The sequence below is a fragment of the Paenibacillus sp. FSL L8-0708 genome (genome assembly GCF_038009325.1).
Taxonomy (GTDB): domain Bacteria; phylum Bacillota; class Bacilli; order Paenibacillales; family Paenibacillaceae; genus Paenibacillus_AQ; species Paenibacillus_AQ odorifer.
Genome location: NZ_JBBPBC010000002.1, coordinates 19,933 through 46,044, shown reverse-complemented (window position 1 = coordinate 46,044; position 26,112 = coordinate 19,933). Strand labels below are relative to the sequence as shown.

Here is a 26,112-nt window from a genome sequence, read left to right as displayed (position 1 = left end):
TGAGAAGAGGAAGGAGATGATCCTATGAAAAGTGTACACTATGAAAATTTATTGTTCGGCAGATCTCTTGTTTGTGCGATAAAACACCACCTATTGTACATACATAGTATTTTTCTAATGAGTAGTCTTTTTGTCTGTCTAGCATTTACCCACATTTCAATAGCCTCAGCTCAGGAAGTAAGCACTAATTATATTTTGGTGGATATGCCAGGAACTTCTCAAAATGAGAATGTGTATATTTATAATCAGGGTAGGTTAGAAACCAAGATTATGTCAGATAATTCTATGATTAATTATTCTTTTGATGGAAATGGAAATTTACTCAAGCAAATTAAAGGGTATTCGGCAAAACCTTATCTATTTAGTTCCTCAGCAGTATCTTACGATATTTATATCAAAGGTGTCCCTGAGAATATTCAACAAGTACATTTTCCAACATGGAACGAACTAGATACACAAGCAGAATGGATTGTTGGTGAGAAAATTACTAAGGGGGTCTGGAAAGGTACAGTTGTTTTTGCTAGACATACCGGACAAATAGGTACATACACTACACATGTCTATGCAGACGGAAAACTTGTAACAGATTTATTAGCACAGGTAAAGGAAACCGTAAAAACCATCGCCCCACAAGAAGCTTCATTAGTGGATGGATTTTATGAAGTGTATGTAGAAGGCATAGCAAGAAATGTTAGAGAGGTTCGATTTCCTACATGGACGGAGAACGAGTGGCAAGATGACCTGGTAAATCCATGGATTATTGGAGAAAAGGTAAATGATACTACATGGAAAATACGGGTACTCTTCAGCAAACATAACTTTGAGAAGGGCAATTATATTACTCATTTCTACTCTTTTGATAAATACGGCACTATGACTTTGCTAGGAGGGACTTCAGTTAATGTAGAAGGTGGTACTGGAGGCGCAAAAGAAACGGACATTTCCGGTGTTTCATATGATGTATTCATATATGGACTTGATAGCACAGTACAGGAGGTACGCTTTCCAAGCTGGACCGCTAATCTAGGACAAGATGATATTGAGTGGATTGAGGGTGTTAAGGTTGCAAACGGGGTCTGGAAAGGTACAATTGTCTATTCCAAACATAATTCAGAAATAGGTAAATATATTACTCACGTCTATGCAGATGGCAAACTTAGTGGTTCATGGGAATTTGAAGTGAAACAGGAATTGAAGGTAAAAGCACCGCAAGAAATATATTTTAGTAGTGGTGGTTCCTATGAGATTCTGGTTGAGGGTATTCCTTCAAATGTTATCGAAGTTGAATTCCCAACCTGGACAATAAATAATGAGCAAGACGATTTAGTATGGGGTAAAGGAGAACGAATGAGCAAAGATTCATGGAGAATCCGAATTCCTTTTAGTGCACATAACAATGAGGGAGGGTCATATGTTACTCATATTTACAGCCATGATTCATACGGAAATAGTCTAAACATTGCAGGGGTTGTAGTGAATGTGAAGAAATAAAGAGAATTCAAAAAAAGATATTTATGAGATAGGGATTTATTCCAAGGTTGAATAGAAGTGATTTTACATCAATGGAAGGTGGGAAAATATTATGGGATGAAAGCGAACGTGGCAGTTTAGAGTTTTATCGTGTCCACAACCTCAAAAAATTCAACAATACAGGTGAAGACATGGATGATTCGATCTTCATTGAGACGATTGATTTAATCAAAGCTATTGAAAGTCATAGACCATGCTAAGGAACAAAATTAGATATTTTGCTCCTCGTCGTATAGAAAATGAAACTTTAATGCACCTTCGCTCATTGAAAAGACCAACAATGACGTATCCTTACACAATCCGATCGGAATGGATAAGGAAAGTAACGAATTTTACATTAAGTTTTGCTTATAAATCCATTGATATGCAGCCAACGGATAACAACCATTATTTTTATTTGTCTGCCCGTGGCATCGATAATACTGAATTTAAAGGTTGGACTAGTTGGAATGAATGCTCAAGCTACCAAAGAGATTAAGAACATAACATTTACGACCGGATCAGGATAACTATTACTTGTTCTGAGAAATTCATGAGGGAGGAGCCTAACGGTTGTCGGAAATGTAACATCTCCAGCAAAAGCGACCGCCACACGAGTGCGCATGCACTTTAAGCGCCATAGCAAATAATGGGCAAGGTAAGGTATTAGATTTGGTAGTCAAAACACCAGCAAGTTGTCCAGCTTTCGACCCGGAAACAGGTTAGCACTAATTATGGATTTGAGGCGTTTTTTAGATTTGAATTTTTATTTTTTTGAATGTTAAACAAACTTAAGGAGGAATTAGAATTGAGAAATAACCCAGTAATTCAGAGGCTATTAATTATTATATTATGTATAATAGTACTCTTACCTAATTACCAGATAAATGTAGCAGCTGGAAATCAAGTAAACACAATCAGTGATAGTACTGAATTAACAAGTTTGTCTGATGAAAATACGGAACAAAATAATACTGAATTTACAATACCAGCCCCAAAAGATATTGTTTCAGCGGCCAGTGCTGTTTATGATTCTCAAATACCAAAAGAATTAGCAGAAATAAAGGCATTGTCAATTCAAAGAAAGACCCTGAAGGGATATAGACAAGATCTTACCTTTACTCCTAATAGAGTTGATGATTTAAAAAAGGAAGAAATTGAAAAACTCGTTTTGGCTGGAGCAAGTATAGTTGATGTTTATTGGATTAATTTAATTGTTAAAGAGTCCACTCTATCTCCAATGGATATACTGGAATTTAAAAAAAATGGGGAGAAGCCTTGGGAAGACATTGAGATCCAAATACGAAATAATGTTTTCGATTTACCGTCCTCGGTTGAAGATACAGTATATCAGGATGCTCTTGCAACTGAGTTCTCTTTGAATCCACTAACGGTTACGGATGATGTATATGACAAAACAATACTTAAAGGTCAACTCGAAAAAAAATCAGGAAATCAGTTGATAACTAGTTTTGATTCCATTGTCAACAGTGTGTTTTATGGGTTAGCAACTCAACAACAAATTAATCAAACTAACAAGCAACAATATTCAGATAGAAATGCTTCTAGTGAATTGATTGACCCTGCTTCTGGATCTTTAACATGGAGAGAAAATGAAATCAGTCTGCCCGGAAGAGATGGTTTGGATCTTAATATAGGACTAATGTACAATTCCAATCAGTCATTTTCGTACATGAGAGACTATGAATCTTATGGGCAAATCAAAAAATATAATTATCTAATTTCGCGCTATGATTTAGGCATGGGTTGGTCCTTTCAATTTCCTTCCGTTCAGTTAGCCGACGGCTATATATACTACCATGATGGACAAGGGGCTGTGTACCGGGTTGATTTTAACGGAAGTGATTCTTTAAGCAACTATACACATTTAGTAGGATATCAAGGAAAAGACATGCAATTCATTCAAGATAATGGAACATTTAGTAATGGTCTAACAAGTTCAGCTTACTATTTACAATACAGCGATAAAAAGCGAGAGTACTTTGCTAGCGATGGTCGCTTGTTAGGAATTGTCGACCGATTTGGAAATACTATTAAGTTCGAACATATAGATCGACTAACCTATGATGGACAAACTAATAAAGTTATCTCTGCCATTACAGATAGCTTGGGGAGAATAGTAACATTCAATTATGAAAGTAATCTAAATACAACGGATACGTTTTATGGAGAAAAAATTGTTATACGTGTTCTTAATACCAATGGAACTGAAGCGCAAAAGGTTACCTTGACTAAAATGAGAAGCGCAAATACTTTTAATGGTACTCCAGATGGATATGCACCTTATTTATGGAAGATAACAGACCAAATAAGTAAAGAAACATGGTTTGAATATGATAGTGTAACTGCGAAATTCCACTATGACCAAAAAGAACCAAGTACAGGTTTTAATAGTTATTACAGATTAAAAGGAGTCCATTATCCTATCTCAACTACTAATTACCAATATGAACTAGTTACGAGAAATCTGGGTGTCTACGGCTTCGGAGAAGAGTTTCGCATAAAATCAAGAAACGATATATTGAAAACCACGTATAATCAGGTCAATTATACGTATTTGGGGGATTACACGGGATACTCTACTTATTCTGATCCAAATAATTTACCTGAAACATATGGATTTTCATCTACCTCTACAGTGCAGAGCACTTCAGCATCCAATGGATTGTCAACAACTACACACTTTAATGGACTACAGCAGAATATAGCTACCATAACGCAAGCGCCAAATGGTGAACGAAAAGAGGCACGTAATAAAGCATTTCATTCATTATTCAAATATTTACCGACACGCACAACTAGCGCAAACTTTGCAGTTGGTGACAATGACAGCACTGCAAATACCTTGTATTCAGATATCACATATACCGACTGGGGAGCAGTTCAGAGTCAGACTCAACCCTTAACATTAAGTCAAATCAACGACTCCAATACTAAAAGTAAATATACGACGTCATTAGACTATGAACCTAACTATCATTTTATAAAGTCAAAATCTTGGTACCAGAACGATTCCACTTATGTCACTGAAAATTATGAATACTATGATAACGGTCGAATAAAAAGCTATACAAATCCTAAAACTGAAATAACCAATTATACCTATGAATCAGTACCTGGTGATGCAGGGAAAATCAGTAAAATTATTGAAGAGAAATCCATAGAAAATGGTCTAGTATCTAGAGCGACAACGGTTTATGGACCTGAGAGCAATTATGCTTACCCCACTGAAATAACTAACAATTTCACTAACATTTCCACTAGTGGTCAGGCAACGCCTTCTTTCATCCAAAAAAAGATGATATATGATATGAGCTCAGGTGCACTGAAAGAAGAAACTGATATAGATGGTAAGTCAACGAAGTACACCTATGATCTATTAGGTAGGGTCAAAACCATTTCCTATCCAACAATAACCAATCTAAACGGAGAAAAGTATGATGTTGAAGATCAATATAACTACAAAAATGATATGTTTAATTCATTATTTGATTCAGAAAATCAATGGGTTTTTATGCTTCAGATCAATTCCAAGCGGAAATACACTCAGAAGTCAAATGGAGCGATCACGTATTTATCCAATCAAAATCAGTATTACGATGGCTTAGGTCTCCTGAGACTAGAAGAAACAGTGGATACAGGGGCGAAAACCGAATACCATGTGGATGATTTAGCCAGAGCCATTTATGTAAAAGATCCTGTAGAGAACGTAACTACCGCAAAGTATAATGCGTGGGGTCAGCAAAATGAAGTTGAAGATACTTATGGTAATTTGTACATTAGTGAGTATAATTTGAATCTTCGTAAAGAGACCAAATACACAGTGGCGGCTTCTGGAGTTGAAACTTATCGTAGAACGAACGGTGACATACTAAAGAGCAGTTATTTAGAACAAAATTATGATCAATGGGGTCAATTACTCTCCAACGTAACTTATAAAGACTGGCCCAATAAAGAGGTGCCTAGTAAGATTTCCGAAGAGTATAGTTATGATATTGTAGGTAATGTATTGACCTATACAGATCCGAACAACAACAAAAACAATGAGGGAGTGACAACGAAGTATACGTATGATAAATTGAATCGCTTAAATTCTGTAAAAGATTCGATGAATCAAATTACCAGGTACCAATACGATCGCAGCGGACAGGTCATAAATACAACCATGCAAAATGGTATTAATGGGCCAGTGGTCACCCTAAAGAGTAAAGCGAATAATGAATTGGGATTACTCTATAACAAGAAAGATGCCGCGTCGCTCAGCGAAAACCAATCCTATAATCAACTAGGATTGCTTGCACAAAAAACTGATCGCAATGGTACTGTTTTTAATTATCAATATGATGGAAGAAATCAGGTAGTAAATTCTTTGCTCACGGGAACTGGAGGGAATACACAGCAAAATAAGAGTATCTTTGGGAGTAGTGGAATCAAAAATGACACCAATGAACTTTATCTAAATGGGACAAAGGTATCCTTGCAAACAGAAACTATAGATAATTTGAAAAGAGTAACAACATTACTCTCTTCAAATACAGCAGACTACTCGGCTTCGACAGCTTATGCCTATGATAAAGCAAATCGAACCACGAGGTTGACAGGTACACAAAGCGGAATAGGTAGCTTTTATGTCAATTATCAATACAGTAAGCAGCGACTAAATAATGTTCAAACAAACGGAAGTTCAACCCTTAATACTGCGGCAACGGTGAATGCTACCTATGAGTATTTTCCAACAGGACAGGTAAAAACTATTACCTATCCAACCTTGGCAGATGGAACTGTATTAAAAACAGAGTATACGTATAATAGTTTAAATCAGTTATGGACAATGAAAAATTCAAAAGGCACACAAGTTCTCTCCTCATACACGTATCTTTACGACAGAAACGGAAATATAACTACAGTGACAGAAACGTTAATTGATGACACGACTAAGACGAGAATTTATGCATATGACAAATTAAATAGAATTTACAGTATTACACGTCCTAATGGAGGTGGAACTACAACCTATGCTTATGATCTGCAAGGAAATCGACAAATTGTTTCGGACACGTCTTCTATCTCTTCTGAATATGCAGATACAAGCTATACCTATGACTTAAATAACACACTAACAGGCGTTACAAAAAATAACACCCCAATTTCAATAAGCTATTTACCTAATGGGTTAAGATATCAAAAAACGAGCGGTAACCTAAAAACGCAATATAACTATAATGGGAATAGAGAGGTGATCTCAGAGACCAAAAGTAATGGACAGAGAGCAAACTATGTACGGGGAGATCGATTGCTAGTTAAAAAGGATGTCACCACAACTACAACGAAGGACTATTATTATTTATACAATGGTCACGGTGATGTGGTACAAATCTTAGATACAAATGGGAACGTTGTTAATTCGTATTCTTATGACGCTTGGGGGAACATTACGAACCAGAAGGAAGGAATCTCTAACCCTTTTAAGTACGCTGGGGAAATATATGACGAAGAAACGGGGCTTTACTATCTGCGGGCGCGGTATTATGATCCCACTATAGGGCGATTTTTAAATGAGGATACGTATGAAGGACAGAATGATAATCCTCTGTCGTTAAACCTATATGCTTATGTACACAATAATCCATTAACGAATGTTGACCCAACAGGAAATTATTGTGTTTCTAGTAATGGGAAATACGCTCATGAAGGCAGATGTAGTAATTCAAGTAGTATTTACAAAGGTCTTGATGAGGATTGGAAAGGTGCACCGATCATCACGAATGGTGTTCTTAACACATATATAGATGTCTCAGGTCCATTTAAACCAGAAAAAATGAACTATTGGTCTTGGGAACAAAAACAAAATCAGATTGCGAATGAGAGACAGAAGAAGATTGACGAGATGTATGCAAATACAACTCAAATTCAACAGCCGTACCTTCTTCAAGCTATGCTTGGACAAGGTATGTTTCCGAATGACCCAAAAGCTCTTCAAGGTTTATATCGGGATATTGAAAATAAGAATATTTCATTATGGAACAAAGGATCTTTTGATACCGATGCAGATTCTTTGATTAATCATTTTATTAAACACGGAAAAGAGGTAGGAGCAACAAATGCAGCATCATATTATAATAAAGCTGAGGGGTTTGCTCAAAATTTAAGGAGATCTACGACAAGTCCTGTTGAGGGTGCAGTAGAGGGAGTTGTTCGCTATAAAAAAAATGGGAAATATATCGATCTTGCGCCTGATGGAACTATAATCTCATTTGGGGCAACTAAATAGAAAGGGGAATTTTATGAGTGAATGGGAACTGATTAAATCTGCGGGTATTGCTAGAATTGAAAAGTGTGTTGCTGAATTTCAAGTATGGGAGCTCTATAAAACTCCTTATGGGAAATTTAAAGTGAAGGTGTATCAAAGGACCCAAGGGGAATTTGTAGGATATACCAACATAATGGTTAAGAATGCATTCGATGGAACTCCCGAGTGTGGGGTTGGATATGGTAGCACAACTGCTGAAGCTTTGGAAAATACTATACAAAATCTGTTGGAGTTACTTAATTTCAAACAACAATTCAATGAAGAAGATTTTGAATGGTCAGATCCCCATGATTTTTAACTAAAGATAAGCCACATACGAGTCTACAAACTCTATGTGGTTTCTTTTTGTCTTCTAATATGTAGCAAGCCCCCAATACCGAATGTAACAGGTGGTTATGCTTCAAATGGAACTGCTAGTTAAGGAATCTCGAGAATCTAAAGATCAATCCGCTAAGTTGGTAGTTCTTGCCCAGGAAATGCCGAAAATGCGAACATTAAGGCAGCTGCTAACGATGAACTTGCTCTGAAAGCTAAGCAATATCAAGAGGAAATGCAAGAGATGAAGAGAGAGTTACAACAGATTAAGGATGAGGCTGAAAAGAAGGAACAGAATTTTATACGCGAGATTGAAAAGCTGCAGTTAAATGCTGAGATCGATAAAGAGCGTGCCGTATTGGAGACGCAGCGTAAAATGATGGATAAAGAGACTGAACTGCGTGATAAGGTGTCTGATCTTCGAGAGCAAATTTCAGAACTGCGAAGTGGAAAATAGACTGGAATTATAGATGGTGTACGGTTTGTTTTCGTTCTTGAATCAAGAGAGCCAGGAACTGATGGGAAAGGACTATAATGCTCTTTAATCAAAAACAGTAGGAGTTGGACGTGAAATTAAAGTCCTTAACTTCCGCTGTTTTTTTGTGTGGGGGAATGTCTTGGTTTGATTTCTCCCTCGGCTTTAGGAGGATCAATGAGTACTCTGCAACGGATTAGACGTTCGCATCAATATATAATTGCCTAAAAGAATCTAGTATGATTAGTGCGATGCTAGCTTAGTCGGAGATGGGGTATTATGGGTTTGATGGTTTAAACGCATGAAAGGCGAAGAAAATGCTTGTTTAGCTGATGAGCCAAGAGCAGTGAATGACTGAATGCTAATTGCTATGTGCGAAAATGGATTAATACGATACTGGAAGCTGCTAAGTAATACAGTTAGGATAGCCGATATATAATTATTGACAAATCAGGGGTTAACGGCATGGTTAACCATTCCGCCTGGGGGAGTAGTAAATTCTACTCCGGCCTGCTGCTTCATAGTGACCATTCGTACAGATCTGCTTCAGTACAACCCATGACTAGACAAATGGCTCTCATTTGTTCTGGTGACAATGGTCGTTTTGTATTTTCAAATTGAGAGATCATTACTCGTGACATAGAAATACCCGTCTTTTCAAATACCAAGATACTTAATTGATCTTGGGTCAATCCTTTTGAAAGACGAATAGGGCGCAACAGGCACATCCCACGGGATAATGCCATAATACCCTCCTACCATAAAAAGGGGTGAAGATGTTCGAGCGAATTATAACATATTAAACGCATTAATGTTACTCAATAAGTTTGTAAAATAAATTATTTTTATAAAATCTTGAATTTTCTTTAAAGTTTGAATAAATGGTTGAACGCAAAAAAAACCGTACCCTAATAAGCTGGCGGCCGGGAACGGTCTTTGCACTATCATTTAAATTGCTGTTGAAATGAAGGAGTTTGTGAATTTTGGAATTTCAATACGCATAACCTTAGTTGCATATAAATTCTGGGACGGATTGTTCGCAAGAGAGATTTCAATTAGATCTTTAGCACAGAGCAGTGCTTCTTCTTCCGTGTCCCCTACAGCGCTGAGACGAAGTTCTGGAACATAAATTGAAAAGTTATTTTCGGCATAATCTTCCTCGATTAATAAAGTTAAATCTTCTGACATGATGTATCCTCCCTAGGCATATGAAACTGTACTATTTATAGTACGATTATACCCTAAAAATTGTGACGGTGAGAGAAATTACCTAATCGGTTTTAATTTAGGCGTAGATGGTAAATTAAATGTCGAAATATAACGATATATGAAAGAAAAAAGAGGTGTTTGCGTAATGAATATGAAATTAACGGCAATTGTCGCTGAGAATAAGCTGTTGGACCGAGAAAAGTTAGCGCATTATGCTCATGATTTAGGGATTAAGGTAGTTAGTAAGGTGGCATCTGGGGAATGGCTTATTGATGAATGTGAGAAATATGAACCAGATATTTTGTTTTTAAATCTTAGTTTAAGTGGGATTGATGGCCTATCAGCATACCAGATTTTAATGGATAGAGGAATTAAGCCCTACTTAATATTGGTTACTAGTAATATGGATTCAGAGCTGTTATTGACCGGACTTAAATTGAACTGTTTGGATATTCTAAACAAGCCAATAAGATATGAGCAATTAATGGAAGCGGTTAGTAAAGCAAGGGAACTAGTGAAAAGAGACTTGTTGATTTCGAAATCAACTCCCGGCAGAATCATTAAAATTATATCCCTATACAAAACGATATACATAAATGAGAATAACCTTATTTATGCACATAAATTGAAGGGGGAACACAAGTCACTAGTATTTATAGAGGGTGAATTTAAATCGGGGATCAAAACAACCACTACATTAACAGATATTTTAAAACAATGTTCAAAACAGATTTTCTTATCAAACCCTTCTAATCTTATTAATCTTAATTATATTAAATCTGTATATGTCAGTGAAAAGTCGATGGGTACTTATATTATAAGACTTGCATACAACGATGTAGAAATTGAGTTGTCACGCAGGAAAAAGAGAGACTTTGATCAATTGTTCTCTACTATATACTAGTTTGACCTCGATTTCTCCTTATGTATCCCTTAGTTGGAACTAAAGTTCTCAGAATTCGAACTCTTCAGTTTTCCTTAACCATCGAAATCACCATAAATTTCAGGATATACATTGCCGCTTGGAAATGGGACATGTTGTCTTTTTTTAGTTCAATTACCTCAGAATTATGACTCTACTTCATATTAAACATCAAAAAAAGGGGAGTAATATCGCTATAACCTGCTATTGTTCCTTATTATTATCTTAGGTACACTTGTTAAGCCAGCTAATAGGAATGGAAGGAAGCGGGTGTAGTGCGAGATAAGATAGAAAGAGAGGGAAACTTTTTCCACAAGAACCAGGAGCAAAACAACACATTATCCCTGCAGCGCATATCGGAAGTTTTTCTAAAAATGAAGAGGTTGAAATCAAACGTAAAAGATCGATATGGTTTCGAAGAGATGGGATGCAGCAGGCGAAAGATCTATTAGCGGAAGCTGTAGGGGTACGAAAACATATCTATACACTAAACGATTTTCCCGAGCCTCGCTATGTAGATAAAACTTGGGATTATGTAGAACATCATTTAGGTGAAGCTGTAACCGCATTAGAGGAACATTCGAGAAACCCCCTTTTTGATGGGTCTCTATGGGTAACTGTTCTCGTACCGTTTGTTGCCCAGCTTTTCTGTCGAGGGGAGGAGTATGGCGGGCTCCTTCATGAGCGAGCGCCACATTTAGAGACATTAAATCAGGCTATCGGAGAAAATAGTATAGACAATATTAACATGAACCGCTTGATTGATTTTCAGATCAACTGCAGTTTACTATGCACCGCAGAATGGCGATTACTTCACAATCAAACTACGATTCCCTTTATCCTGAGTGACTTAGGATACGCCCTATTCAAGCCGAACGATATGGGTATGGCACGGGTAGAGGATACTTTATCCCGATGTCTAAAACATTAGCATTGGTGATTACTCAGCGCCTCCCGATTCGAGAGCCGAGTCATTCTCCCTATGGAAAGAAGATCATGCTGCTGAATAGCCCGTTAACAGATCGAAATAGAGTGAAGTTCTTTAATGAGCGTGTCGCCAAATGTGCATTTTCAGAGGTATATGCCTCCACTGAGGAAGTTTTAAAGCAAGCCTGGGGTGAACGTATCATCAGGAGAAAAGAAACGCCATTGGGTCCAAAACTTATCCAAAGCCCATTGATCGATGCTATCAAGGTCGAAATTCATTGGAAGTGGATGGACTTATTTGGCATTCCTGCATCTATTCGTAAAGAGCTCTATGGCGGCAGAAAGATTCAAGTGATAAATAGCGATTTTGAAAAACATAGTACTGTTGCCATAGTATACAATGAAAAGGCAAAGACTCAAATGATTTATGGATTGACCTACAAGGAATTATAAACATAGGAATTTGAAAAACGAATTAATTACGTACTGATATAATAGAAGGCTGAGAATCCGAATAAGGTTCTCAGCCTTTTGTATGCACCCTAGCAACTTTAGGTCGGGCGGAAATCTGGGCACAGCTGGGTTGGTCAGGCGGAACATCCCCTTTTGGCATTAGCAGCCGCGGCGGTTTCCGTCGGACTCGCCGGACTTCACCGGATGTTCCGGACGAAGACGGCAGCCGTGGCACCGATTAATCACCCCCGGCCGCAGCCACCCGGGTAGCACGTAACGGCAGTAAAGGAAGAAAGTCGGGCGTAGCTGGTGCGAGGTAACAGGGAAGGGCGGTGGGTGGCGACCACCGCCAAGGGGGGGCGGGCCAGTTGCTCCTTTTCTTTATCATAGGCTATCCGCGGGGACTTGGTGGTCTTTACCAGACGTTCCATACGAAGACGGCAGCCGGTCACTGGTAAGTCTTAATATTCTTTTCGCATCGCTTTTTCCAAACTAAGTAGGAAGCGTTCCATAAATTTGAAGCGAAAATCATATTGTTTCAAATCGGTATAGCGTTTTTTTTGAAGTTTCACAATGGAAAATTTCTTAGCAGGGGAGCTGCTCTCCTCCAGCATAAGAACCGTTTTTGGCTCAAATAGAAAAGGATAAAGTTTGGCTTCGGCTGCTGTTAATTCAAGCAACTGATGCATGGCATCAAGCATAAACAAAGTCCGAAGCCGTTGAGTCTCGATAAATGGTGTAGAAAGGAATTGCGACGAACTCTTCTGAATGGAAAGCACATATTGTTCGAGAAGCTTAATGGTTTCAAGAAGGCGAGCTTTCGTGATTTTACGTGTATCCTGAACACCCTTACGCTTAGGTCGAATGGCGCCGGTAATACTTTGTGTAATGAATTTGATGCATTCGATTAACAGTAACATCTTCTCCTCAGCTCGAGAGAGTACCTGAATTAAGTTATGATCCTCAATACCGTTGCGCTTAAATATCTCTTCAATATCCTCCTGGTATTCAACCTTATTATTCTCAAAGTTTTCTTTGTAACTTTCGAACACATCCTCAAAGGCACTTATATGATTTAGAAGATCTTCATAAAAAGAAAGAATGAATTCTAGAGACTTGACGCGTATTTGAGATGATTTTAGACTTTCAATTTCTCGGAAAATTTCATTGTTATTATTTTCATTCACAAACAATTAATACCTCCAAATAGTCCAATATGTACATTATAATGGACAAGAATAAATAAATTCAATTATATATTATGGCCCAGTTGGTGGGATTGTCTCCTTCATGAATCTCTGCTAGTATGAGCACACAGCTTACTCAAGGAGGAAATTGATATGTTCACAATCACAGAAATTTATAGAATCGTCAATGCTGAACGATTGGATTTGGATTGGGATACACTAGTTGAAGAGGCATTCGAAACCTACAGCAAATTATCCCAAAGTCGTCAATCAAAGTTTAACGCGTTGGTCAAACGAGCTATTTCCCAATGCCAAGCCGATTTCGACTCGTTTCCGGAAAGCTATCAAACAAAAGAGGATGTTGAGGATCTAGATGAGATTATTGGTGCGATAAGCGAGAAATTAGAGACAATCTTTGCTGACTTCCTCGAATAATTGAATGAATCAGTTATTCTCGGTTTCAAGTTGAACGGGAAATATCCGAAAGTCATTTACGAAGAGACCATCGAGCCGGTATTGTAAGCTGGCTGGGGAGGGAAATGTACATGTCCACAATTGGAAGAAATGATCCTTGTCCATGCGGAAGCGGGAAGAAGTACAAGCAGTGCCACTTAAAGAACAGTGGAAAAACGTGGAGTGAAGTCGCGGGAGATGTTGAATTCAGTAATTCACAGAGTGTCGCGATCCATAAAACGTTCTTCTTACTGAACGACAATTTCAAGAAAAATCCGAGTCCCGGAGGATGTCATCTTATTTCGTCCATCATGTATGTGCTGTTCACCGAACAAGGCATCTCGTCACAGCTATGCATCGGTGAAGTACAACGTCCAAATGGAATGTATTTTGATCATTCATGGGTAGAGATTGATGGAAAGGTATTTGACCTTTCAATTCAGCTGACATTGGATGGAGAACGAAACGCCCCTGTGTTTGCTGGATATGATTTAGATACTGGATCTTTGACGAAGTTTAACTACCTTTTCAAGTGCGAGGGGTTGGGAATGGTTGCTAGTCGCGTATTCAGAACTCCTTTTTTGGATTACTTAGACGGTGCCGATCTTGCTCAGAGTTGGGGCTTGATTGAAGACGTAGGTAATTCTTTGGGGTTAAATTTGAAGACGGCCATGCTCCGCAATCGCTACAAGGATACGAAGCGCGTTCTCATAACTCCCTAAGACAAATTGTCTTTGTCTCGGGTATACCATTGGGGAAGGATAGCAACCCAGCCTTGGTGTATCTATAAAACAAGGCGCACGAGCTGTAGAATCGTTGTGCAGTTGGGCCTACTCAGTTCGCCGGTGAAGCCGGTCCAATAGATATAGACTGTTCATCGCGTCTACCAGCAGCTGATGAAAAACAGGCCCGGTCGGAGTTAGCTCCCAAATGGGCCTGTTGTACTATTCAAAAATTTATGAACTACTTATTTATGAGAGTTCCTTTATAAAGTAGCATGTTATTAGTTAAAGAGGGTACCCCGAAATGGGAAGATAACCCAAGAAAATAAGACAATTATTCCTGCTAAGTTATATAATATAAGAGGAAAGTAATATGCTTCTTTTGCTACCTGCGACCTATTCATGAAATGTCTTAGCAAAATTGGTAGATGCTTTACTATTAATAATTAAGCGGGGATAAGGCTATATGAAACGAAAGAGTTGGATTTATTCGCTAATGCTAGCAATTATAGTATCGGTTGTATTTGGGGCTGGCAGTATTTATGCGGCTGCACGGAACATCACCGACATTGTCAAAGTGACCAAACCTGCTGAGATAAGAGTTGGGGAGTGGAAGTCATACGAAATAGCCATCACTGACTGGACCGATGCAGACGTTACGGAACATGACTTCACTCCAATCTCTTCAGATGAGAATGTTGTCAAGGTCGTACGAAAAACGCAATGGGTTTCTGAACTTCATGCAATAAATAAAGGGAATGCTACCTTAACTGTCAATATTGGAGAAAAGTTTGAACCTTATGTATTTACTGTTCAAGTGGTGGATGATTATACAGTCATTCCTGAACCAACTAAGCCGGTAGTTATAAAGGAACCTACACACGAAGAAATTATGTTACAGGATCTGGAAGATTACATTGAGCAGTTGCAGCCATTAGGAAGCTATGAAAAGAAAGCCATAACTACGTTAAATCAAAATAGACTCCTGAACGATTCAACCAGAAAAACACTCTTTCTTACTTTAAACAATACTGTATTGCCCAATTATACTAAATTTGTATCCGGGTTGAAAAACCTCAAAGCTAATAATGTAGAGTTGAAAGAAATACATACCTACTATCTGGCAGGAGCAAAACTCCAACTGGAAGGGTTCACTATAATGCGGGACAGCTTGAAGACGACCAAAATAAATTGGTCCAAATTCAATGCAGGTGAAAAAAAGAAGGCAGAAGGAATTAAGCAATTGAACAAATCCGAAATGCTTCTTGACAAGTATGCAAGTAAATATGTCAAATAAATATATTAATGAACAGAACACTTAAAGTGCTTTAAGGGTTCTGTTATTTTTTTTGAGGGGCCTGTGCCAAATATATAGACCGTTAAGGCATGCCGACAGGGAGCTGGGGCACGGATGCTTCAAGAATGTAGATTATGTCATAAAGATAAAGTTCTTATAAATTCTCACATCAGCACAAAGCTAATTTCAAAATGGCTTTTAAATACCAAGAGGTTAAAGGTAAGAACGCTGTAAGTATAAACTTTAAGATGTATTATGAGAATACAATCAACACAAGAATCACTAAATATCAATGCCCTAATCATAGCTTGAGAAAAAAGAAAGCTATTTCAAAAATGAAATCCTATGTACCACCATGGATATGAAGGCGGCAGCACGACATATTCAAATATCGTGCCACGCAATTTATTCGTCACAATAGCTTTTCAGGCTTACCGGGAGATTCTAAAAAGCGGAGCTGGCCAACTACAGAACGGGTATGTTAAAACATCGCATGTTTTGGATGTTATGAAATCAACAATTAGTGAGCTCAGCGATTATAAAAGTGAAAACTCAATCCGTCTACCGATTTACGTTACTTTTAAAGTTTTAGTTAAGGAAGGGTACTTCTCTAAGGAGTCACATAAATATCGACTTTCTAAGGGCAAGGAGGAAGGTTTTATGAAATTTTTGGATAAAATTGACCATGTTACGAAGCAAGAGGCTATTCGTCGGCTGCGTGTCGCCAATTATGAGGCTATGGCGGAGGCTCTGGAGGCTTACGAGTCCAGTGCACAGACATCCCAGGGCTGGGATGGAAGCGTATCTGGAGAGGATGGCGAACTATATAAACAATTTGGCTCGACAATGCGTGAGACTATTTGGCCCTACAAGTTCAAAAAAAGTGAGGATTGAGTTAAATGCCCAAGTCCTGGGGTATTCCCCTTTACTTCGCAAATAAACTTTTTGATGAAAATGAAAAATACATCTTATGATAAATAACCGGTTATTCACGACAGTTATAGAATTATTAGGAGGACTAATTAATGGCTAATAAAATGGAGCATTTTAAAACAGAAATTCGTGAATATAGATGTGCATGTGGAAATGGGAATTACACATTCAAATGGCATACTTACCGAGATAACTATTTCTCTGAAGATGTTATATCCCAGAAAGAGATTGAATGTCCTGTGTGCAAAGAAACACATTATATTCAAGATTACTCTTTAGTACCTAAAGCAGTAAGTGATAAAACGTCAGAAGCCTCCAATGCAGTAAAAGACTTGTGCCAGATAATTAAAGATTATGCTTTGGAGCACTACAGGGAGCCAATGTTTAAATATATCTCTAGTATTCCGGCTACAAGATGGCATAGTTTATGGCATATTGGGAGCCCGGCGATTGGTACATTCCGAAAGGATATAAACGCAACTAATGGTAAAGAGGCTACGTTTAATCGACATCTTTCTGGAAGCTATGAATCTACCATATATCGTATCATGGTAACTCTTGAAAAATGCAATATAGAAGACTTAAAGTTAGCAAACTGGAACGATGATTTACAGGTGTTAATTCAAAAGAGAAATGAAGTTAAAGAACTTGAAAATGGTTATTTGTATAAAGGCCAACTTCTCAGAGATTATACTTCATATCAAGATCCGAAACTCAGCTAAACTTCAGCAAACTTTAGAAATGCCAGGTTTAATAAGAAAATAGAGTGTTAGACCGGTAAATACCGCACTTTAATTGTCTTTTATGTATTGGGGGGAATAGTTCTATGAAACAGCGGCAGTCCAGGACTTTATTTTCTTGTCTATGGAAGTCGCTGTTTCAAATTTCAAAGGTTTGGTTCATTCTAAAACTAATTAGAGTAATCACGGCAACTCGATTCTTCTGACACCAGGGGACTTGACAAGTTAGGATCATGATCCTTTAACGGTACATGTTCTTGTCCTCCGACATGTGTAGGTGGACAAGAACATAGTCCTTTAAGAACCCGCGCCAGGCGCGGTTTTTCTGTTTTATGGGACCAAGTTCTTGTCCTTTGCTCAGGACAAGAACTTGGTCCCATTGCCGAAAATGGACAAGAACATGGTCTCATTGCCAATTAGATAGTTATTAAATCATATTTCGGTGGTAAAGTCGCACAGGTAAATTATTCATTCAGATGAAATATCGACACTTTAGGCGGCTACTTCACCAGTTGTAGCTGAAGATGATGATTAGCCGGACGCACCATGAAGAAGAGAAACTAGTTGATTTGTAAATGCTACGCAGGTTGATAAAGGAAAAAGCAGTCAGTATACCCCACACTGCATGGATTTAAAATTAAACAAGAATGTTTTCACAAGGTAGCGGAGTTAACCTGGGGTCTTTTGTACAGGCAGGATATGTTCATATCCCTATCGAATAATTCCCTTAAGGAGAATTCTTTCACATTTTAACAAATTGATGATTCATGATATGTTTTCATAAGAAACACCAATAAACAAACCTGATGAAGACTGACTTACTAGATAGGCATTGCAGTGCATTTGGCAAAGTCGGTTCAAGCATAGGATGGAAACGACAGCCTCGTAATATCATTAGACGGCGAGTGGAGCGGGTAAAAACTCGGTTTTCTAAAAGTACCAACACAGATTAAACAAATTTTCTTCTGATATTGGGCTATCAAGAAGGTAATAGGAAGCCCAGATGTAAGATATTAGACATCATTTTTAAGGAGAATGCACATACAATGTACTATTTAGAGACAAACTCACTGTATAGCTTAGCAAATAAATTAGAATTATTAAGTTCCATGGACTTAAAGGTATACACTTCCTATTTTACGGTTCTTGAGCTTTTAGCAGGAGTCGTAGATGAAAACTCGTACATAAAAAGAAAGTCTGTTTTGAGTAAATTACATAAATCAAAAATAGATATTTATTGGAAAACCCCAGCCAAAGTACTACATGAATCTTTTGGCTTACCATATGATGATAGTATAGATGTTAATACCATAATGGACTTACAAATGATGATTTTAGATTCAGCCTCATATGATGAATTTAAAAGAGCGTCAGATAAATTGGAAGATAGGAAGAAAATAGAACAAATATATCTGTATGATAATACATTGTCGAATTTTGGTGTGGAAACATCTCAAGTATTTATTGATTCTTTTTCAAAGAATAACTCAAAAGAAAAGAAGAGAGAATACAGGAAAGCAATGTTTGAAGATAAACTACTTCATGCACAAGCACAAGTTAACAGTGAAATTCTTATCAGAGATTACATTATAGCTATTACTGGAGTTAATCCCGCAAAAGAGTATGAACAGTATATTAAAGTTGCCCTTGCGTATGATCAATCCCTAAGAGTGTATTTTTATGTTGAGGCTTTTCATAGATTGCTGAGTACAATCAAAGGAGAACCATATGGTAAAAATGATACTGCAGATCATTTCCATCTCTTATATATCGATGAGTCAACTACGATTATATCAGATGATTGCTTGGTAAGAAATCTTGCTGAAGGTAGTCAAATGTATGTCTGCAAAAGTGCTGCAGAGTTTCGAAATAATATATACGACTTCAAACACCGTAATTATCATTCGGTTCCACAAGAAATTCGGGGTATTTCTAATGGGAACTAAACTATGACCAAGCCTAACGACATTGGATGGATTAGGAGAGTCAATGTTGTTAGGCTTGCAAACGTAATACTAATGTTAAATATGATTTAAACAAACCTAGATCTACATGTGAAGAAATAATAAATAATTAGGACAGAGTACCACTTCAAAGATGCCACATAATTGCCCATCAGTTTGGTGGAGAGGTATCCATATCATGGTCAACACTTCGGATATCCCTTTTCCTAACTAATCAAGAAATCATTCTGTTTATTTAGACGGCGGTAGGGAGATTAGGTGCAGATCAACTACTAACAACTCGTGAAGTGATTCGAGATTTTATGATTTACTCCAATTCTATATCAGAACCTGGAATCCTCCTTTAAAAACCTTGTTGGAGAAAGAATTATTTAACCGGCAGAGTATGAATTCCATTATATAGATTGGCACCATAAATATAAGAGTTTATTAATTATAGTAAGAAGGTATGTGCTATGAAAACAATTTAAGAATTTTTCTCTGATGTTATATCAAAAAGCTTAGATAGTGCCTCAAACGTATATTTGGATCTATTTTCTTCTATTGGATGGGTCCCTGATTCTTCAATAAATATTAAAGTTGTTAATACCGTGTACTTCTATTTACAGTCGGGAAACCCAAAAAAGGCTGAAATAATAAATCTCTAAATTCCCGAAAATCTATTTTACATGATATATTACATGCACACTTAATGGGGTTATACAACCTAACTATTCCCGTATTACTTGCTCAAATAGAGGGATATATTTGAAGTAAATAAACATATTGGAAACGTTAATCAAAGCAAACTAAGACAAAAATTAGAGAATGAAGAACATTTATTTATTTTTACAAAATCTATCTATGAATTTGTAAGTAAATCACTACTTACTTCATTCGATTGGGGAATACCATTGGAAGAGGGGGAGATTAGCCGAAATGCGATTTTACATGGATCTACTGAAGTAATTTTTTAATGACGATTTATGTAGTGTTGTAGATAAATCAAAACCAATAGCTATCAGAATGTAAAACAGACCCAACATCAGAATTATTTAGATCACGTTATGTAATAAAAGTGATGAAGTTGAATGATTACAGTGAATAACCATCAATGATGAGAAGAAAATGGAGTGAATAGGGTGTCTAAGAAAATTAGCGATGTGTTAATGCAAAGAAATGATATTTCTGACTTTTTAGTTCATTTAACTAAAGAAACAGAAGATGGCCAAAGTGCCAAAGATAATTTAATATCAATTTTAAACGATATGGAAATAAAAGCATTTAACCACCATTGTTATTTCTCTCCACGCTTACATAAGGAAGAGCAAAAAATACAGAATCGTTTTAATGTTGTTTGTTTTACAGAAACCCCGCTAGACAAGATTCATTTACTTACTGATATATCGGGAAGAAAAGTACGATTACAGCCATATGGCTTAGTATTTCCAAAAATATCGATAGAAGAAGCTAAAGGTAATCCGGCATTTTATGTTTACAATGAGAATCAATTGTTATTAGACTACTTAAATACCCAATACCATTCATTTATTACAGCCTATAAAGAAGACGGGGAAGTAAACAATTTCCAGACGCTCGGTTCATTAGTTAATATTGTAAGAAAAGGTCATGACTTTCATTGGGAGAGAGAATGGAGAGTCAGAAAAAAATTTAAATTTAAAATAAATGAACTATTTGCAATTATTGCTCCAGAAAAAGAACATAACGATATACGTAACAGAGTAAATCTAGATGATGTTGAATATTTTATTTTTCTAGATGCTACCTGGAGTATGCAAACCATTATTGAAAAACTCTCAATATATATGTGGAATGAATTGAGGGGATGAATAGACAATAAGCTGGACCTTGTTGTAAAACAGACATTACGTATAACATTCACCGGTGTCCTCCGACATAAGAAGAGAGGCTAAAAATATAAAGAATGGCTCATTCAATTTAATTTTTTCGTATGTGTTCCAGTTCTGCTCTAATGTCTCAGAAAGAACTTCTTTAAAAGCAACTGTATGGAAGAAATTTAGAGAAACCCCATTCTCTATATCTTACATAGTGGAATGAGTAATCTCAATATAATTATGGCGACCAATAAGCAATCTTCTGAGTTCTGATGTTCCAATAGGAATCTTGTTTCCATTAGTGCGAAGCATGTATTTATAATTATCTTTGACCATATGAGGAGCGTTCCAACTTCGTGGTGTATGAATAATAATAATATATCGTTTGTTTTGAAGTTGAATAGTACGTATACGAATCATATTATACTCCGGGTCTAATCCGCCACACAAAGATTGACTAAGTCTTAAAACCTCCTTATCAGCGTTTTCTAATTGCACACTAACCAATTGTCCAGGGCGGCCTACGGTTTCTTCGATGCCGATAATTAAATTACCGCCTTGCGAGTTCGCAAAAGCTGCTATTTCTTCTTGAAGTTGTACTGGACGAGTTATTTCTCTTTTATATTCCAAATGTTGGCCTTCTAATGTGTTTGTATCAATTAATAATTGTAAATCTTCTTCTGAAATCGTATCTAAGTCTTTGTGAAAAATTCACATGATATTCCTGCCCCCAATGAATTACAATTGATAGAGCGTTTTTTTTATTGTCTTTTCTGAGGAAAGAACAGTTCTCAAGTTCAAGATAAACTATAACCCGAGTTGATTATAAGTTTGGACTCATTTCAGAAAGAGCACAAGTAAAATGGAGGGCAATATGATTAATAAAACATTACTTGCTGATTTGAAAGAGGAACTAGAGCTTCACATTCCTGATTTCATGGAAGAATTTAGCTTCTTAAGTCTAGATGAAGAGAAGTTTGTCTTTGTTCATAAAGACACTAACATAACGCTGGCTGTAGATCACTCTCATACTAAGCGTGGTCATGATATATATTCCGCACCTCGGAAGATACTCACATCGATAGATAAAAAAAATATTGAACGGGAGAACAGATCTTTAGAGATATACGAAGATTGTGGTTTTGCTTCAAAAAAACAAAATTATTCAGAGTTCCTTTTAACATACGATTCTCTTTTCTATGAAAACCGCGAATATGAAGATAGTTTTAATATTGGAGGAATTGAAATAGTGATTTCTGAGCCAAGTTCACTATATAAGATAGTTTTTAACTCATTTACATATGATAAAACTTTCGATAGTTGGGGTGATTTTAAAACAATAAAATTAATAGGATGCCAATTTGAAGAGATAGAAAAAACAGCACAACAAGCGCTGTTTTTAATTGCTAAATTTGATGCACCTGAATTCGAGTTATTAGGTGATTATCCTAATATCATACCATTCCAATACCACGGAGAAGGTACACAATGGAATGATCCTGATGAAAGTGAGGAACTTGATGAAATCCTATATCAACCTTCAAAATATCTTGAACCTATTGCGTTCTATAATAGAGCAAGAAAGTTAGATGATCCTATTTTCTATTACCGAACAATTGAATTTTTTTTCATAATCAATAAAAAATCAGAGCTAAAAAGAAGTGTTGAGGCCTATAATGAATCAGATGATTTAGATAAATTTATTAAGGATTTATCCTCTTTATATGGCACAAAAGAAACAGAGTTGCTCAAGAATCTTATTAATAATATTGATAATGTTGAAGGTGTTATTAAGTATGCACAAAGTGAGGGAATTATTGATAATATGGATATCTCAACATTCGCAACAAAACTATACAACTATAGAAACAGCATTGTCCATGGGAAAGGGGATGCAAAGTTTTCCTTGAACATACCAACAATCGATGTTTTACATCCCAAGTCAAAAGATAGATATTGGACTGAAGTACTGAGAAGGTTGGCTGATCAGGTTATCAAGCAATTTTGTTTTTGAACCGTTATATTAAAATAACAATTCCGTTATAAAAGATGCCGCCTTCATTGTTTGATTTAGGCTATATAAAAAAAATAGGAGGTGTATTTTTGACAAAAATAGCATTGTTGACTGGAAATGGTTTATCTGTTGCTTTAAGTAGTGAGTTTTCTTTACCCAATATCACTAATAAGTTTTTTGAACGTCTAGAAATAGAACATAGAGCATTTATAGAACATCATATGCCAGATAAATATAATAGTTGTGATTTTGAAGAATGTATAGCTAATATCGAGAAATTTTATGATGCTCTTCACGTTCATCAAACATTTTATAATAGTAGCTCTCTCGGAGAAAAATTGCTTACTTCCAATAATTTAAATTTGTCAGAACTTTTAAAACACGAGAACTCTATTAGAGAGTCAATTCATACATATATGGCCTTAATTCTCGATATTATAAACTGGAATGTAAAAAAACATATGATAGATTCTAAGCTGAAAAACTTTGTAAATTGGCTCACCTCAATCATAAAAGAAGAAAATGAGGTCGAGCTTTTTACACTTAATTATGATCTTCTCCTTGAGACGATTCTGCTGGACTCATTAGGTCCAAATAAATTTATTGAATATTATCATCAAGCCGGGCCATGGTTTGCTGTTAGTAAAGAAGTACCCCGTTACTATTTCAATCCAGAAAAAGTTAAACAGCAAAGGCTTAAAAATAATTGTAATACAAAGCTCTATCATCTACACGGTTCGTTATCCTCTTTTAAAGATCTAAAAAACAATAAGACTTTTAAAATCAAGAATGAAGTAATAAAAAATCATAATGTATACAAAAGAATTTCTGAACTGATGATCGTACCCTCGATAATAACAGGAGGACAAAAAAGTGATAAAATTCAAGAAGTTCCTTTTAATTTTTACTACGAACAATTTGTTAATGTCATGAGTGATCTTGAGCAACTTTGCGAAGAACTAATTATTGTCGGGTACAGTTTTAGAGATGAACATATAAATAATGCAATATCAAAAAGAATTCAATTAGCATCACTGAACAATGACCCTTACCCACTAAAACTAATAATCATAGATTATGCCAAGACCGATGAAGATAAGGAGATCTTTATTAGACAAGTCAATGAAGGTTTAGGATTAGTAGAAGACACCAACAGGCGATTCACCATTAATGATGAAAGGATTTCATTTGAAGGGGCTAATAGTGTCTACCAATATTATTTCAAATAACTCTTCCTATTTTTGTAAAACTAGAATTGAGCAAATCCTGCGAAGGGGGAATTATTTGATCTAAGCAGTTTTGATGAAACAACCTTGGAGTTGATTTTTGGATTAAACATCAAAGAATTTTCTAAGAAATCAATTCAATTGTAACGCTTCTATTAAGAAATCAGAAATACCCAATCAGCACGTACGTTGGTGTAATCAATGCATTTCAACTGGATACCATAGTTGGTTCCACCAATTTAAACTATTAAAAATTTGTCCTTTTCATAATTGTGAATTGCTAGAAAAGTGCCCTGATTGTAACAGACAAATTCCATTTCTTTTATCAAACCAAAATATGGGGGAACCATTTTCTTGTAAGTGTAAATATAAATTGTCTGATTACTCTAAAACCCTATAGAAGAGCTGGGAGAATAAATATTCAATCAACGATCGTATATATTTATGTAGGAAGGGCATACTAATAAGTCGTCTGTACATATGCACAAAATACGGATTATGTGAGTATGTCAAAATGATATTATTATATAGAACATAAAGATTGTTCTTAATCCAACCGGCTTCCTATACTTAATAAACATGAAAAAGCCACTCCTAATGTTTTCAGGTAGCGGTTTTTTCATGTTTAGCTTTCTCTCATACTTATAAACATTTTTTTGAAGAAATCTCGATAACAAAGCTTACAAATCAATCCTCTTCGGTAATAATGAAGAATGACTCGTTGTCCACGCTGAAAGTGAGCTCTTTATTGTCGACTATTCCCTGGAACTTATAGGAAGCTGCTGAAGGCCCGATGTAGCAAATGTTGGTTGCATTTTCTTGATCCTCAATCCGCTTGGTTAAAGCTTGAATCTCTTGTTCTGTTAAATCACGATTTCCTGGATACATAGCCATGTGGTTGGCCCCTCTCATAGAATTTGATATTTCTTTGACTTTGACTTTCTTTGACTTTAGTTAGTATGCCATGTTATTCCTTTGATGTCAAATTCCTTCAAGATGATTCGTGCGAATTATCCTTGTCCTGATATTTTACGAATTTTCATTTTCTAATAACAAGAAAAATTGAATAGCTACAGAAAGAAACCCGCACTCATAAAGAGTACAGGTTTCTTTCTAGCAGTTTTATCCCTATTCATATAATAATATAAGCATTCATCTATTAAAATATACATTGTTATACTATTATCTTTCGAAAATATTATTAGATAATCAAGTTATAGGTATCAGAAGCATTCATTTTATTAATAAATATCTGCTATACATTAGCACTAATAATATTATCAATTTTGATCCAATCATAGTCATCATTTGGCCATCTCATTTTGATTTGATTCAAATCTTTATCGATCTTTGTAGCAATTCCTTCGATCACTATATTCTCAACAGGGTCGAACATAGTTAATGTAATCGCACTATGATCCTCAATTGACTTAGCCACTACTTGATGGATTTCATCCCATGCTTGTGGATCAAGCTCGGGTTTGTAGCGAATCTCTTGATTTCGATGATCTGCAATTATGCGTTGTCCGAGTTCAGGCATGATCATTCGGCTACTCTCCCAAAGACCATTTCCTTCTAGTTTTTTTCTCACTATTGCATC

22 protein-coding genes and 1 pseudogene are annotated in these 26,112 nt (G+C 36.3%); 17 read left to right on the top strand and 6 right to left on the bottom strand.

Translation table 11 applies throughout. The features are described from left to right. Positions 1 to 24 precede the first annotated feature (24 nt). The 5 genes and pseudogenes from NYE58_RS36230 (at position 25) to NYE58_RS36210 (ending at position 8,612) form a co-directional block, all read left to right on the top strand. Positions 25 to 1,491, top strand: coding sequence for a GBS Bsp-like repeat-containing protein (locus NYE58_RS36230; RefSeq protein ID WP_256715954.1), 1,467 nt, complete (start codon positions 25 to 27; stop codon positions 1,489 to 1,491). A gap of 134 nt (positions 1,492 to 1,625) precedes the next feature. Further along, a pseudogene (locus NYE58_RS36225) lies at positions 1,626 to 1,860 on the top strand (hypothetical protein); the annotation flags it as partial. Between the two features lie 457 nt (positions 1,861 to 2,317). Beyond that, positions 2,318 to 7,801, top strand: coding sequence for an RHS repeat domain-containing protein (locus tag NYE58_RS36220; protein ID WP_076179541.1), 5,484 nt, complete (start codon positions 2,318 to 2,320; stop codon positions 7,799 to 7,801). A 13-nt stretch (positions 7,802 to 7,814) separates the two neighbouring features. After that, positions 7,815 to 8,138 (top strand): hypothetical protein, encoded by a 324-nt coding sequence (locus NYE58_RS36215; RefSeq protein WP_076179540.1) that lies wholly within the window; start codon positions 7,815 to 7,817, stop codon positions 8,136 to 8,138. A 261-nt stretch (positions 8,139 to 8,399) separates the two neighbouring features. Further along, complete coding sequence (locus NYE58_RS36210) at positions 8,400 to 8,612, top strand: hypothetical protein (protein ID WP_076179539.1); 213 nt, start codon at positions 8,400 to 8,402, stop codon at positions 8,610 to 8,612. A gap of 536 nt (positions 8,613 to 9,148) precedes the next feature. Here NYE58_RS36210 and NYE58_RS36205 read toward each other — a convergent pair. Continuing rightward, positions 9,149 to 9,376, bottom strand: a complete 228-nt coding sequence (locus NYE58_RS36205) for a helix-turn-helix domain-containing protein (protein WP_076179538.1) — start codon at positions 9,374 to 9,376, stop codon at positions 9,149 to 9,151. Positions 9,377 to 9,578: 202 nt separating this feature from the next. Then, on the bottom strand, positions 9,579 to 9,818 hold the full coding sequence (locus tag NYE58_RS36200; protein WP_076179537.1) for a type II toxin-antitoxin system HicB family antitoxin: 240 nt from the start codon (positions 9,816 to 9,818) through the stop codon (positions 9,579 to 9,581). A 139-nt stretch (positions 9,819 to 9,957) separates the two neighbouring features. Here NYE58_RS36200 and NYE58_RS36195 point away from each other — a divergent pair, with 139 nt between their 5' ends. The 3 genes from NYE58_RS36195 (at position 9,958) to NYE58_RS36185 (ending at position 12,141) form a co-directional block, all read left to right on the top strand. Further along, positions 9,958 to 10,743: a response regulator gene (locus NYE58_RS36195; RefSeq protein ID WP_081383699.1), complete on the top strand. Its 786-nt coding sequence runs from the start codon at positions 9,958 to 9,960 to the stop codon at positions 10,741 to 10,743. Positions 10,744 to 11,098: 355 nt separating this feature from the next. Then, positions 11,099 to 11,692 carry a DUF4238 domain-containing protein gene (locus tag NYE58_RS36190; RefSeq protein WP_081383698.1) on the top strand — a complete coding sequence of 198 codons (594 nt, stop codon included), beginning with the start codon at positions 11,099 to 11,101 and terminating at the stop codon, positions 11,690 to 11,692. Next, positions 11,677 to 12,141, top strand: coding sequence for a hypothetical protein (locus tag NYE58_RS36185; RefSeq protein WP_076179534.1), 465 nt, complete (start codon positions 11,677 to 11,679; stop codon positions 12,139 to 12,141). Before NYE58_RS36190 ends, NYE58_RS36185 begins: the two co-directional genes overlap by 16 nt. 461 nt (positions 12,142 to 12,602) lie before the next feature. On the opposite strand, the gene NYE58_RS36180 is transcribed toward NYE58_RS36185, so the two are convergent. Continuing rightward, a complete protein-coding gene (locus tag NYE58_RS36180) occupies positions 12,603 to 13,328 on the bottom strand; it encodes a hypothetical protein (RefSeq protein WP_143766891.1) in 726 nt (241 codons plus the stop codon). 153 nt (positions 13,329 to 13,481) lie between these two features. Between NYE58_RS36180 and NYE58_RS36175 the strand changes: the two genes are divergently transcribed. From NYE58_RS36175 to NYE58_RS36145, 7 genes are all read left to right on the top strand, one after another. Continuing rightward, positions 13,482 to 13,763: a hypothetical protein gene (locus NYE58_RS36175; protein WP_076179532.1), complete on the top strand. Its 282-nt coding sequence runs from the start codon at positions 13,482 to 13,484 to the stop codon at positions 13,761 to 13,763. Positions 13,764 to 13,873: 110 nt separating this feature from the next. Next, entirely contained in the window at positions 13,874 to 14,503 is a 630-nt protein-coding gene (locus NYE58_RS36170; protein WP_143766890.1) for an SEC-C metal-binding domain-containing protein, read from the top strand. A gap of 466 nt (positions 14,504 to 14,969) precedes the next feature. Beyond that, complete coding sequence (locus NYE58_RS36165; RefSeq protein WP_076179531.1) at positions 14,970 to 15,800, top strand: hypothetical protein; 831 nt, start codon at positions 14,970 to 14,972, stop codon at positions 15,798 to 15,800. A gap of 660 nt (positions 15,801 to 16,460) precedes the next feature. Further along, positions 16,461 to 16,694 (top strand): hypothetical protein, encoded by a 234-nt coding sequence (locus NYE58_RS36160; RefSeq protein ID WP_143766889.1) that lies wholly within the window; start codon positions 16,461 to 16,463, stop codon positions 16,692 to 16,694. A gap of 131 nt (positions 16,695 to 16,825) precedes the next feature. Then, complete coding sequence (locus tag NYE58_RS36155; protein ID WP_076179529.1) at positions 16,826 to 17,455, top strand: hypothetical protein; 630 nt, start codon at positions 16,826 to 16,828, stop codon at positions 17,453 to 17,455. A gap of 1,064 nt (positions 17,456 to 18,519) precedes the next feature. Next, complete coding sequence (locus NYE58_RS36150; RefSeq protein ID WP_076179528.1) at positions 18,520 to 19,419, top strand: hypothetical protein; 900 nt, start codon at positions 18,520 to 18,522, stop codon at positions 19,417 to 19,419. A gap of 1,139 nt (positions 19,420 to 20,558) precedes the next feature. Continuing rightward, positions 20,559 to 21,266: a hypothetical protein gene (locus NYE58_RS36145; protein ID WP_076179527.1), complete on the top strand. Its 708-nt coding sequence runs from the start codon at positions 20,559 to 20,561 to the stop codon at positions 21,264 to 21,266. A 213-nt stretch (positions 21,267 to 21,479) separates the two neighbouring features. On the opposite strand, the gene NYE58_RS36140 is transcribed toward NYE58_RS36145, so the two are convergent. After that, positions 21,480 to 21,902: an AlbA family DNA-binding domain-containing protein gene (locus NYE58_RS36140; RefSeq protein WP_076179526.1), complete on the bottom strand. Its 423-nt coding sequence runs from the start codon at positions 21,900 to 21,902 to the stop codon at positions 21,480 to 21,482. Between the two features lie 244 nt (positions 21,903 to 22,146). On the opposite strand from NYE58_RS36140, the gene NYE58_RS36135 reads away from it, so the two are divergent. Together NYE58_RS36135 and NYE58_RS36130 are read left to right on the top strand one after the other, a co-directional pair. Beyond that, positions 22,147 to 23,286 carry a hypothetical protein gene (locus NYE58_RS36135; protein WP_076179525.1) on the top strand — a complete coding sequence of 380 codons (1,140 nt, stop codon included), beginning with the start codon at positions 22,147 to 22,149 and terminating at the stop codon, positions 23,284 to 23,286. Between the two features lie 89 nt (positions 23,287 to 23,375). Beyond that, positions 23,376 to 24,515: an SIR2 family protein gene (locus NYE58_RS36130; protein WP_340901323.1), complete on the top strand. Its 1,140-nt coding sequence runs from the start codon at positions 23,376 to 23,378 to the stop codon at positions 24,513 to 24,515. Positions 24,516 to 25,199: 684 nt separating this feature from the next. Here the strand turns inward: NYE58_RS36130 and NYE58_RS36125 are convergent. Both NYE58_RS36125 and NYE58_RS36120 read right to left on the bottom strand, forming a co-directional pair. Then, a complete protein-coding gene (locus NYE58_RS36125; RefSeq protein ID WP_076179523.1) occupies positions 25,200 to 25,406 on the bottom strand; it encodes a hypothetical protein in 207 nt (68 codons plus the stop codon). Positions 25,407 to 25,767: 361 nt separating this feature from the next. After that, positions 25,768 to 26,103, bottom strand: coding sequence for a YolD-like family protein (locus NYE58_RS36120; RefSeq protein WP_076179522.1), 336 nt, complete (start codon positions 26,101 to 26,103; stop codon positions 25,768 to 25,770). Positions 26,104 to 26,112 lie beyond the last annotated feature (9 nt).

Excerpts from the sequence above, each read along its gene's own strand:
- NYE58_RS36230 (WP_256715954.1), top strand. The coding sequence starts at position 25 with ATGAAAAGTGTACACTATGAAAATTTATTGTTCGGCAGATCTCTTGTT.
- NYE58_RS36215 (WP_076179540.1), top strand. The coding sequence starts at position 7,815 with ATGAGTGAATGGGAACTGATTAAATCTGCGGGTATTGCTAGAATTGAA.
- NYE58_RS36210 (WP_076179539.1), top strand. The coding sequence starts at position 8,400 with ATGAAGAGAGAGTTACAACAGATTAAGGATGAGGCTGAAAAGAAGGAA.
- NYE58_RS36205 (WP_076179538.1), bottom strand. The coding sequence starts at position 9,376 with ATGGCATTATCCCGTGGGATGTGCCTGTTGCGCCCTATTCGTCTTTCA.
- NYE58_RS36200 (WP_076179537.1), bottom strand. The coding sequence starts at position 9,818 with ATGTCAGAAGATTTAACTTTATTAATCGAGGAAGATTATGCCGAAAAT.
- NYE58_RS36195 (WP_081383699.1), top strand. The coding sequence starts at position 9,958 with ATGAAAGAAAAAAGAGGTGTTTGCGTAATGAATATGAAATTAACGGCA.
- NYE58_RS36185 (WP_076179534.1), top strand. The coding sequence starts at position 11,677 with ATGTCTAAAACATTAGCATTGGTGATTACTCAGCGCCTCCCGATTCGA.
- NYE58_RS36175 (WP_076179532.1), top strand. The coding sequence starts at position 13,482 with ATGTTCACAATCACAGAAATTTATAGAATCGTCAATGCTGAACGATTG.
- NYE58_RS36170 (WP_143766890.1), top strand. The coding sequence starts at position 13,874 with ATGTCCACAATTGGAAGAAATGATCCTTGTCCATGCGGAAGCGGGAAG.
- NYE58_RS36165 (WP_076179531.1), top strand. The coding sequence starts at position 14,970 with ATGAAACGAAAGAGTTGGATTTATTCGCTAATGCTAGCAATTATAGTA.
- NYE58_RS36160 (WP_143766889.1), top strand. The coding sequence starts at position 16,461 with ATGAAATTTTTGGATAAAATTGACCATGTTACGAAGCAAGAGGCTATT.
- NYE58_RS36155 (WP_076179529.1), top strand. The coding sequence starts at position 16,826 with ATGGCTAATAAAATGGAGCATTTTAAAACAGAAATTCGTGAATATAGA.
- NYE58_RS36150 (WP_076179528.1), top strand. The coding sequence starts at position 18,520 with ATGTACTATTTAGAGACAAACTCACTGTATAGCTTAGCAAATAAATTA.
- NYE58_RS36135 (WP_076179525.1), top strand. The coding sequence starts at position 22,147 with ATGATTAATAAAACATTACTTGCTGATTTGAAAGAGGAACTAGAGCTT.
- NYE58_RS36125 (WP_076179523.1), bottom strand. The coding sequence starts at position 25,406 with ATGGCTATGTATCCAGGAAATCGTGATTTAACAGAACAAGAGATTCAA.